This is a genomic window from Alphaproteobacteria bacterium (assembly GCA_016722515.1).
In the GTDB taxonomy this organism is placed as follows: domain Bacteria; phylum Pseudomonadota; class Alphaproteobacteria; order Rickettsiales; family JADKJE01; genus JADKJE01.
The window spans coordinates 1,028,308-1,038,801 of the sequence record JADKJE010000001.1; the positions used below are offsets into that span (position 1 = coordinate 1,028,308).

Consider the following 10,494-nt stretch of genomic DNA (forward strand, 5'->3'; position numbering starts at 1 on the left):
TAATATGGGCGATGGGAGCACTCTCTAAGGAGGGCATGAACCATCGAAATAACAAGCTGACTTAATCTTATTATCACATAAGAATCACAATTAACGAGTATAGTATCCGTAACGTTTTGATTAATTTCAGGATATCAACAATGAAAAACACTCAATACAACCCAAAACAATTAGCTCACTTTAACCGTATTCCTGCACCAGGCAAGGCATTTGACTATGTCATACTGGTAGGACCTGATAATCCTGGGGCAGCTGCTCATGAATTAAGCCTTAAATTTTTTATAAAACTTCTCGAAGAACATCCAGATACTTCTTACTGTGTCATGGGAAATGGCCATAACAAAGTTTCACAACAAGAACTATCCACGCATTTAAAAAGTAAAATTAATTCCAACACGTTTATGTTTCTATTGGCACACGGAGATGCCGTTGACTCCACTATTCATACCTGTGATTTTTTAGAAGAGGATAATCAAACACTTTCTCTCGTAAACAGTTTGCGTAATTTAGCTGAACCTGAACACGTATCTTCCACTCGACCACTTCAATTGGGTATCACGTCATGCTTTGGAGGAACTTTATTAAAACAGTCAGAAACCATTCCTACCGATATTGCCTTGATTATTTATAGTGATGCCGATTATATCACGCGCGAAAATGAACGCATAGAATTTGCCATTAGCGATTTGCGCAATAATATTTGGAAAGAATCAGCGATCTCTATTGCATCCTGCCTTGAATCAATCAGTTTCTATTTAAAACCCTCCTCGCATCCTACTCAACCGATCCATTACCGTTCACAGCCAGTTTCACGGTATCTTGCTAATAACAACGATATAGAACAATTTTTCCGGAACAATATCAAAGGGTTTTTGGAGACATGCAAGAACCATCCATGGTTTGCAATACTACCAAAAGAAACGTATAACGATATAGAAGACAACATCCGCTCAGCCACGTCATCAGTAAAGGCTACGGAATCACATTATTTTGATTTAATAAAAATTTATGCCGATAGAAGTATCGTAGAAGGGGTCATTGGCACAGCTGAGTCGGCTAAATTATCTGAAAGAAAACAAGCCTCGAATAAGGAATCGCGGACCAATCTATGGAAGTTCTTTTCACGAACAAACCGAACCAAATCACCAGATCTGATTGAACTTTATTCCCAATATAATTATGTAAGATATGCACTGCACACAGCCATTGTACAACGAAAAAGTCACGCATTTTACCCCTTTGCTGAAAAGATACTGGCCGTACAGGAAACACTAAAATCGTCTTCAAAGAAGGAGTTAGAGAAGGCTGAGAAACAATCGACGTATCGCCAAAAACAGATTGACGGCTGGATAACAACAAACCATGTGTCCACAGCCATAGGGTTTAGCCCTGATTTTGCCACGGATTTAATTAATTATGGCTTTCCACTTACCGAAATCGATGCCGAGGGAAATAACTGCCTGCATACGGCAGTTATTTGTCGTCAAACAGCACTCATGGAGCTTATTCTTCAACACGCTCCTGCACTTGCATTGGTCGCAAATAAAAACGGTGACTTACCCCTGGATATTGCTGTTATTATTGGCTATTTGGATGGAACTAAAACGCTTTTGGGGTTAAGCCAGGACCCAAAAAAAATAAAAAATTGTGCAAACAGTGCACGCCGTTTCAGCGAATCCTGCCGCTTGAATCAATTCTTTTCCCTATTGCGCAAGGATGACGTTAAACAACTCCAACCTAAAGCAAGATTGCTTTATTACGCCTGGAATGGAGATCAAAAAGCCTATGAAAAACTGTTAGAGGAATACCCGCGTCTAGATAATTACAAGGCTGGTGAAATAACCCCTTTGCATTTGGCCGTTATTCAACGTAACCATGATATGGTCGGCTTCTTGCAAGCCCACCACCCTTTACAGCAGACAATAGGTGATGGATTAAGCTTTCTTCCGCTTTTCTATTGTTTGCAACATACGGATACAGCAATGTTTGGGTCATTATTGGCCTCCTATCCTGGAAATATCTGGGAGATTAACCAACGCCAAGAGAACAATAACCTCTTTTTTTCTTTGGCAAAACAAAGGGATCCACGGTTCCTTGAGGTCTATTTCCAATCTCCCGAATGCCTAAAAAGAATATTTGAAACCGACACCGTTTCAGGTATCAAACAGATCGAACTACTTGCGCTTTTCGGTCATAGCGCGGTTTTAAGATCCCTGTTTTCATCCATGAACGAAGCACAGATTGAACAATTACAGCACACTCAGCCATCTTTGCATTTACCTCTACTGTATGCAACGTGGAAAGGGGATAAAGCACAGGTTGAAACAGCACTCACGAACAGTCCAGCCATTAAGTCAACGCAGAAACTTCTGCTGCATCTAGCTGTGTTGACTCAAAATGATGCAATGGTCGCGTTGTTGCGTAAGGAAACAACCTTCCATACCATCCATGATGCCCAGGGATATACGCCACTTCATACTGCAATCACATTGGGCGATGTGCGCCGCATAACCAATCTGGTAAGAAATGGTTCAGACCCTAATGCACAAACAACAGATGGAAAACCGCCTCTGCATTTGGCTATCGATCACTTAATGGAGACAAGATGCAAACAAATGGTGAGCAAACTGCTAGAAAATGGTGCCCATCCCGATCAAACGTATAATGGAATAAGTGCTGCTGAATACGCACAATCAAATGGCAAAGCTGATGTCGCCGGTATCCTCTTGAAATCAATTCAGGAACGAGATGCCAACAACCATCAACAAAGTGGCGATCCTTCTTCTAAATTTAGGACTCTCTCTCGTGCTGGCACACCAATTTGAAGCACATCGATAGACTTATTATAGTAAGCAGATTGCTCCACCTTATTCAAAGACATTAGGCAAGAACGTTATGATCAATGTGCGGTGACGTACATCAAGGTGTTAGACCGGATATGTCATGAAGCAGTCCATTTCTGATTAATTTTGTCGAGTGGTTGCTTTTGTTATTAAGCCGTCAACGAAAGATATTTTTAAGGATGATTTCCAGATTTTGGACACACCTGCCCCTTACCCCCATTATTTGCAAGTGCCGGTGAGAAGCACAGACATTTTCGATTATTCCGTTGCCAGTCGTTTTGCAATGAGCATGCCCATGATATTACGTGGACAGATCCTCAAAATTAAACTCCGGTGCACGTTGCGGTGCCACAAGTCCAATATGATGGAACGCTTTGGGCGTCAGCATTCTACCACGTGGCGTGCGCTGCAGAAAGCCAATCTGTAATAAATAAGGCTCAATCGTATCTTCAATCGTATCGCGCTGTTCAGATAACCCAGCGGCGATGGTTTCGGCCCCTACTGGCCCACCTTGATAATTTTCAGCAATAAAGCGTAAATAACGATGGTCGGCGCTGTCAAGGCCCGCCGCATCGACTTCTAATAAACGTAATCCTTTATCAGCCATGTGTGCGGTAATGGTGGCTTGGTCTTCAACGGCGGCAAAATCGCGCAGCCGACGCAGCAAACGAATGGCAATACGTGGCGTACCGCGTGAGCGTTTGGCAATTTCCAATGCGCCATCTTCACTGATGGGGCAGTTCAGTTTAGCGGCACCACGTTTAACAATGATGCAGAGCTCATCTGTATTATAAAATTCCATCCGCAGCGGTATGCCAAAACGGTCGCGCAGTGGATTGCTGATTAAGCCAAGGCGTGTAGTTGCCCCCACCAAGGTGAATGGAGGCAAATCAATTCGCACCGTCCGTGCCCCCGGCCCCTCGCCGATAATCAAATCGAGCGTAAAATCTTCCATCGCCGGGTAGAGCACTTCTTCAATGGCGGCATGTAAGCGGTGGATTTCATCGATGAATAACACATCATTAGGTTGGAGGTTGGTCAACAACGCTGCTAAATCGCCTGCTTTGGTAAGCAATGGCCCAGAGGTAGTTTTGAAATTCACCCCCATTTCACGGGCGATAATATGCGCCAGTGTGGTTTTACCTAAACCTGGAGGTCCATAAAACAATACATGGTCGAGCGGCTCTTCCCGGCTGCGCGCGGCTTTGATAAAAATTTCCAGATTTTGCCGCGACTGTGCCTGGCCGATAAAATCCACCAGCATCTGCGGACGCAACGCCCGATCCACCCGATCATCCACTTGCGCTGCTGGTGCAATTAAACGTTCTTCCTGTTCACGCATTGACTAATTCCTTTAATCCTAAACGTATCACATCCGACAACGACAAAGCGTGAGTGTCACTATCCACCAGCACACGCTGAATGGCTAAGTAAGCCTCCTGTCTGCCATAACCCAAATTGGTAAGCGCCGATAACGCATCGCGTGAAATAGCGGCAACGGTATTTGCCATGGATTCTGCTGGCAAGGCTGATGCAGCAGCTTCTGCTCCTCTTTTACCGGTTTTACTGGTTTTAGAGGGCGCTGTTGAGGAAGCGATTCCCACGGCTGTTCCAACTGCGGCTGATGGTGATGGGCCAGATACGGCAGCAAAGCCACCCTCAGTAGCCACCATCGCTTTATTTTTAAGTTCAGTAACAATCCGTTCTGCCAGTTTTGGCCCCACACCGCTTGCACGGGTAAAGGGTGTTTTATCCTGCGTAAGCAAGGCATGGGTAATATCATCGGCAGTCAGCACACCTAAAAGTGCCAGGGCCGTTCGGCTGCCGACACCTTGCACTGTCGTTAAAACCCGAAACCATTCACGCTCGCGCTGATCAATAAATCCATAGAGGTGAATATGGTCTTCGCGCACATGGGTTTCAATCCATAAAATCACTTCGCCATTGTGTGGCACGCGGCGTAACGTGTTGGCCGAACAGAAGGCGACATAGCCCACCCCCCCCACATCAATGACCACCGAATCTTCGCCTACTGAATCTATAAGCCCACGTAATTTACCAATCATACCGACTCCCATTTACGATGTGTGTTGCCAATATGCGCATGGCATACAGCAACCGCTAATGCATCTGCCGCATCTTCGCTATCGAAGGTTGCCTGCGGCAATAATTGTTTGACCATCATCATCACCTGCGACTTTTCAGCGCGTCCTACGCCGACCACCGATTTCTTTACCGTGGTCGCCGCATATTCCGCCACTGGCAAACCCGCCTTTGCTGCTGTGAGCATTAAAACCCCACGGGCATGGCCGAGTTTTAAGGATGATAAGGCATTTTTATTGACGAAGGTTTCTTCAAGCGCACTTTCATGCGGCTGATAGGTAAGGATAATCGTTTGCAGCTGCTCGTGCAAGTACTGTAAACGCTGAGCAAGCGGCTCTTTAGCATTGGTACGGATTGCCCCACAACCAATATAGCGTAAACGTTGACCGATCGATTCGATCACTCCCCAGCCACTCGTGCCAAGCCCTGGATCAATACCTAAGATAATCATATCAACCCTGCCGCTTGGAGAATGTTATGGCGAAGCTGCGGTGTTACCTCCGGCTTCACCCCAAACCAGCGTTCAAATCCGCCCACAGCCTGGTGGAGCAACATGCCAAGCCCATCGACGACCGGATTACCGCGCAAACGCGCCTGTTTGAGGAGATTCGTTTCAAGCGGTTTATAAACGATATCATACACAATGGCCGTAGCAGACAATGCCCCAATGTCGATGTCCAACGGGTCTTTACCCTGCATTCCAAGAGACGAGGTATTGACCAGCAAACCAGCACCAGACAATAGATCGTGACGTTGTTCCCATGGGGCAACCGTAATGGGTTCACCTAAATCCATCTGGATTTTTTCAGCATTGGCAAGGGTTCTATTCACCAGCACAATGTCTGCAACTCCCGCATCCTGCAGCGCCACACATATCGCACGCGCGGCACCACCGGCTCCAATCACCACCGCTTTATTGCCAACCCACGGCTGGGTAGAAACCGATGACTGCAAATGCGCCATAAACCCATAAGCATCGGTATTGGTAGCTCTAATTTTTCCGTTATCAAATACCAGGGTATTTGCCGCCCCAATGCGCTTAGCCAGAGAATCGATTTCATGCGCAAATAACATTACGCTTTCCTTGTGCGGAATCGTTACATTCATACCCCGCATGTTACTCATATGCGCGAAGCCCTTGACGACCTGTTCTAAATGTTCAGGCTTTGCTTCGATTGGAATATAAGCACCGCTGATGTGATACTGTTCTAACCAATAATTATGGATACAAGGCGATAAAGAATGAGCGATAGGATGACCGATCACTCCTGCGATTAATGCTTGGCCTGTTATCGTCATGCGGTGCCTCCGTTTGTGGTAATAGGGGAGAATATGATTAACCATAAAATGCCCTTAAATGCCTGTTTTAGACATCTTAGAGGGTTACATGAGGATAGCCTTGGATTGGATGGTTGTCATGTGTTAATAACTATAGCCTCTCCAAACAATCACCAGCCCTCTTATAATCCATTACCGACACCTCGCCTACCTGGTACATCTTTCCCCCACTATAAACCAAAATTCCCTTAGGGATGCGTCCAGAATCGACCACCAACTTTCAATCGTTACGCTGGATATCCCCGCATCCGTTTCCTCAACGACACTGCATTTTGGACAATCTTTCAATTGAAATTTAAAACTGTCAAAAACACTCTACAGACCTTATATCATAAAGCCTGCAGCGCTAGACAAACATTGAAATAAGACTTATTTTCTTACTCTATACCGCCCTGTTGCTCCAGCAATGTCGCCACGTCCGCATGCTTATGTCGCTTAGCATCCGTTAGGGGTGTGCCGTCCCAACGATCCCGTGGATTAATTTCTACATCTTTCTTAAGCAAATACGCCACCGTCTCCAACTGGCCTTCAGCAGCAGCAAGATGAAGGGCGGTACGGCCATCATAATCGCCTTTATTTAAATCAATGCCATAGGCAATCAATCGCCTGATTTCATTGATATCACCCTGGCTTGCCGCCCAGATAAGGGAGAACGTAGTATCGATGGCAAATTCGCTTCGCGTGCGGCGCGGATCTATTTTATCGGTATGACCTGAAATACCATCATAATTATGAAAGTTAAAGAGTTTGACCAGTTCTTTGCTGAATTCAATACCGCGCACCGAGTTACCCATTTCATCTAACCGCGGCGACCATACTGTGATACCGGCAACGCCTGGGACCACAATCATCAATGCGCCCGAAACTCCGGATTTAGCCGGCAAACCTACGGTAAACGCATATTCCCCAGAAAAATCATACATACCGCAGGAATACATCAGGGATAAACAATCCTTCACCGTATTGCTGTTGAGGATTTTTCGACCGGAAGATGGCGACACACCAGCATGGGCCAGCGTGGCTGCCACATGTGCCTGAGAACGCGCAGTAAGTTCGATAGAACAGCATTGAAAATAAAAATCCAGCGTATCCTGGATACTCACCCCGGCAGGGAATGATTTTTTCTCACGCATAAAATAGGCAAGGGCAAAATTTCGATCCGCCGTATCTTTCTCAGAGAGATACACCGAATTATTAAAACCTGGGGTAATACCGCCAGTTAACGAAGTCCACATCGACATCACATGATCAAAACGATCGCTAAGGGGCTCATCATTTTTAATAAGCGAACACGCCAAGATAGCGCCAGCATTAATCAGCGGATTATGCGGCAACCCCTTGTTATTTAATGAAATAGCATTGAAGCTTTGGCCACTTGGTTCGCGCCCAATATGCTGGTGCACTTTATCTTCGCCGTTAAGCTCCAGCGCAATACAGTAATTGACTGGTTTACAGGTGGATTGAACGCAATACGGAATATCGGCTTCTTCAGTGCAGAAAACCTGCCCGTCAATGGTGCATACAGCAACAGCAAAATGTTCGGGATTCACTTTCGCCAATTGCGGAATATAGGAAGCCACAACACCGTTTTTATTGGCGCTTACTTTCGTGAAAATTGCTTTAATCTGATTGGTAAAGGCTTTGAAATCAGGAATAATCAAATTACGTTTGATGGTTCGTTCAATCAACGAAATATTCGGCCGCACAATGTCTCGCAGACGCTCAATATCAATGGCCTCACCATCACTCAACAAAGCTAATGCCTGGGTGGTTTCTTTAATACGCGGGTCCGACTCAAGAATTCCCTGCTCTTTAAGGGCATTCAGCAATTGATGCTTATGGATAGTACCTTTTCCGTGCTCATCCAAGACATTAAAAATGGCCTGGTAAAGCTCTTCACCCTGCACCACTTCGACTGGTTCGATTTGAGCCTGTTTGTTTTTAATTTTTGCTGTCATGATTGTTTGATCCATTCATTCTTAGGAGATTGTGCTTCTTTTCTGTTTATATTTGGTAAAAAAATGACCAACTCGTGAGTCATCCTACGATGACACCATCACCTTGAATATAGATCGTAGCTAGCCAACGACCGTTGGTCAAGTAGGAAAACCGTTCGTGTATTAACACATGGTACATGACTATTTACATTTTTATCGAATCATTGCCCTTGAAGCAGATCTGCTCTTTATTTTTAGTGTAACAACCTAGGTTTATTATGCTCAGGCTGCGATATTGCCTGGCTCAGTAATCTGCACCAATTGTGATTTACGCTGTTTCTGGCTTTCAGATTTAAGCTGGCCACATGCCGCTAAAATATCTCGACCACGCGGACGACGTACAGGAGCAGAAATGCCTGCATCAAACATCCTATCGGAAAATTGCTCAATCCTATCCCAGTCGGAGCATTCATAGTGACTACCAGGCCAGGGATTGAACGGAATTAAATTCACTTTGGCAGGAATACCTTGTAACAAACGCGCTAATTCTTGCGCATCGGCGTTACTATCATTAATACCTTTAAGCATCACATATTCAAACATAATACGACGGGCATTAGTGGCTCTTGGATACTGGCGACACGCTTCTAGAAGTTCTGCAATCGGATAGCGCTTATTGATCGGCACTAATACATCACGCAAATCATCCCTCACCGCATGGAGTGAAATAGCGAGGTTCACTTTGACCGTTTTACCTAGCTCATAAATCATCGGCACCACCCCTGAGGTGGATACCGTCACCCGCCGCGACGAAAAAGCCAATCCATCCGCATCCAGCATGATATGAATGGCTTCAATCACATTATCCATATTAAGCAGTGGTTCACCCATGCCCATAAATACAATATTAGAGACCATTTTTTTATCACCTGATGGCCAGTCACCGAGAGTATCGCGGGCAACCATCACCTGGGCAATAATCTCAGCAGCCGTTAAATTTCGCACCAAAGGCTGAGTACCCGTATGACAAAACGAACAGGTAAGCGTGCAGCCCACCTGTGAAGAAATACATAATGTACCGCGCTCACCCTCAGGAATAAACACCGTTTCTGCTTCATTGCCATCTGTAAATTTAAGCAGCCATTTTTGCGTCCCATCACTGGAAATTTGGTGCAGAGTCTTCCCCGGTCGTTGCAGGGTATAACGCTCCTTCATAGCCTCACTTAACACTTTAGACACGTTTTGCATCGCATCAAATTCTTTAGCACCATGACAATACACCCAATGCCACAACTGCTTAGCCCGAAAGGGTTTCTCACCGACATCCGCTACAGCGGTATATAGTTGATCCTTGGTTAGGCCAATCAGGCTGGGAAGAGAGGACAAAGGGAATCCATTTAATTTTCTTTATAAGTCAGTGCATTATAGCTTACTACGGGAACGATATCAATCATTGCGCGTCTTTAGCAAAACTCGCGCATTTTCAACTAACCTTCCATCATTTTATGTTGTTGAATTATACAGAATATATACAGCCTCATGCTGCTTCTATACGCAGCCAACATTTAAACATGGATACACTACTTAGAGTTGAGTCAATTTTTTAAGTAGGGTCACTATGAAACATTACATCAAAACCATTATCGCCACCTCCATCTTGGCAAGCACAGCATCGCTTGCTTTTGCCGGTCCAGACAACACTTTATTTAACCCCACACCCACCGATAAAATGAGGGCAATGACAACGGAGCGCCCCAGCAAAACAGATAGTCCTTTTTCCCTTGATGCAGGCCACTTTCAGCTTGAAACCAATCTCTTTTCTACCGTGCATAACAATGATTGCATCGGCGGCAGTTGTGTTGAAACCAATCAGCAATTTTACGGTGGTGCTACGAATCTTCGGATTGGTTTAACCGATTATGCTGATTTACAGATTATCAGCGATCTTTACCGTCATGTGGTGATCAAAGATAAAACAGCTGGCACCAACGATACAAAAGACGGTTTTGGCGATACGCAGGTACGATTGAAATTCAATGTGCTCGGCAATGATCCATCCAGCACGTTTTCCGTTGGGGTGATTCCTTATGTCAAGACTCCTACCAATCAAAACGATTTAGGAAATAATCGATATGAGGGGGGCATTGGCGTTCCATTCAATGTGAATGTTGATGGCGGTTGGAGCTTGGGTGGCATGACCCAGCTTAACTTTATTACCGAGCCTGATTTGTCAGGCTATGATCCCGTTTACGTAAACTCATTGATTGTTGGTA

At 45.1% G+C, this 10,494-nt stretch carries 8 protein-coding genes; 2 read left to right on the forward strand and 6 right to left on the reverse strand.

Features of this window, described 5'->3' with window-relative positions:
* The first annotated feature begins 140 nt into the window (after positions 1-140).
* Positions 141-2,825: an ankyrin repeat domain-containing protein gene (locus IPP74_04720; GenBank protein MBL0318581.1), complete on the forward strand. Its 2,685-nt coding sequence runs from the start codon at positions 141-143 to the stop codon at positions 2,823-2,825.
* Between the two features lie 319 nt (positions 2,826-3,144).
* On the opposite strand, the gene ruvB is transcribed toward IPP74_04720, so the two are convergent.
* The 6 genes from ruvB to rlmN all read right to left on the reverse strand — a co-directional run bounded on the left by ruvB (position 3,145) and on the right by rlmN (position 9,607).
* Positions 3,145-4,185, reverse strand: a complete 1,041-nt coding sequence (gene ruvB, locus IPP74_04725; protein ID MBL0318582.1) for a Holliday junction branch migration DNA helicase RuvB — start codon at positions 4,183-4,185, stop codon at positions 3,145-3,147.
* Complete coding sequence (gene ruvA, locus IPP74_04730) at positions 4,178-4,909, reverse strand: Holliday junction branch migration protein RuvA (GenBank protein ID MBL0318583.1); 732 nt, start codon at positions 4,907-4,909, stop codon at positions 4,178-4,180. Before ruvA ends, ruvB begins: the two co-directional genes overlap by 8 nt.
* Positions 4,906-5,397 (reverse strand): crossover junction endodeoxyribonuclease RuvC, encoded by a 492-nt coding sequence (ruvC, locus tag IPP74_04735; protein MBL0318584.1) that lies wholly within the window; start codon positions 5,395-5,397, stop codon positions 4,906-4,908. The genes ruvA and ruvC overlap by 4 nt, the downstream gene beginning before the upstream one ends.
* Positions 5,394-6,245, reverse strand: a complete 852-nt coding sequence (locus tag IPP74_04740) for a shikimate dehydrogenase (GenBank protein ID MBL0318585.1) — start codon at positions 6,243-6,245, stop codon at positions 5,394-5,396. The genes ruvC and IPP74_04740 overlap by 4 nt, the downstream gene beginning before the upstream one ends.
* Positions 6,246-6,661: 416 nt before the next feature.
* Positions 6,662-8,242 carry a glutaminase A gene (gene glsA, locus IPP74_04745; GenBank protein ID MBL0318586.1) on the reverse strand — a complete coding sequence of 527 codons (1,581 nt, stop codon included), beginning with the start codon at positions 8,240-8,242 and terminating at the stop codon, positions 6,662-6,664.
* 261 nt (positions 8,243-8,503) lie between these two features.
* On the reverse strand, positions 8,504-9,607 hold the full coding sequence (rlmN, locus tag IPP74_04750; GenBank protein MBL0318587.1) for a 23S rRNA (adenine(2503)-C(2))-methyltransferase RlmN: 1,104 nt from the start codon (positions 9,605-9,607) through the stop codon (positions 8,504-8,506).
* A gap of 232 nt (positions 9,608-9,839) precedes the next feature.
* Here rlmN and IPP74_04755 point away from each other — a divergent pair.
* Positions 9,840-10,494 (forward strand): transporter (locus tag IPP74_04755; GenBank protein MBL0318588.1); only part of this gene is annotated, 655 nt, incomplete at its 3' end.

Excerpts from the sequence above, each read along its gene's own strand:
- glsA (MBL0318586.1), bottom strand. The coding sequence starts at position 8,242 with ATGACAGCAAAAATTAAAAACAAACAGGCTCAAATCGAACCAGTCGAA.
- ruvA (MBL0318583.1), bottom strand. The coding sequence starts at position 4,909 with ATGATTGGTAAATTACGTGGGCTTATAGATTCAGTAGGCGAAGATTCG.
- ruvB (MBL0318582.1), bottom strand. The coding sequence starts at position 4,185 with ATGCGTGAACAGGAAGAACGTTTAATTGCACCAGCAGCGCAAGTGGAT.
- IPP74_04740 (MBL0318585.1), bottom strand. The coding sequence starts at position 6,245 with ATGACGATAACAGGCCAAGCATTAATCGCAGGAGTGATCGGTCATCCT.
- IPP74_04720 (MBL0318581.1), top strand. The coding sequence starts at position 141 with ATGAAAAACACTCAATACAACCCAAAACAATTAGCTCACTTTAACCGT.
- ruvC (MBL0318584.1), bottom strand. The coding sequence starts at position 5,397 with ATGATTATCTTAGGTATTGATCCAGGGCTTGGCACGAGTGGCTGGGGA.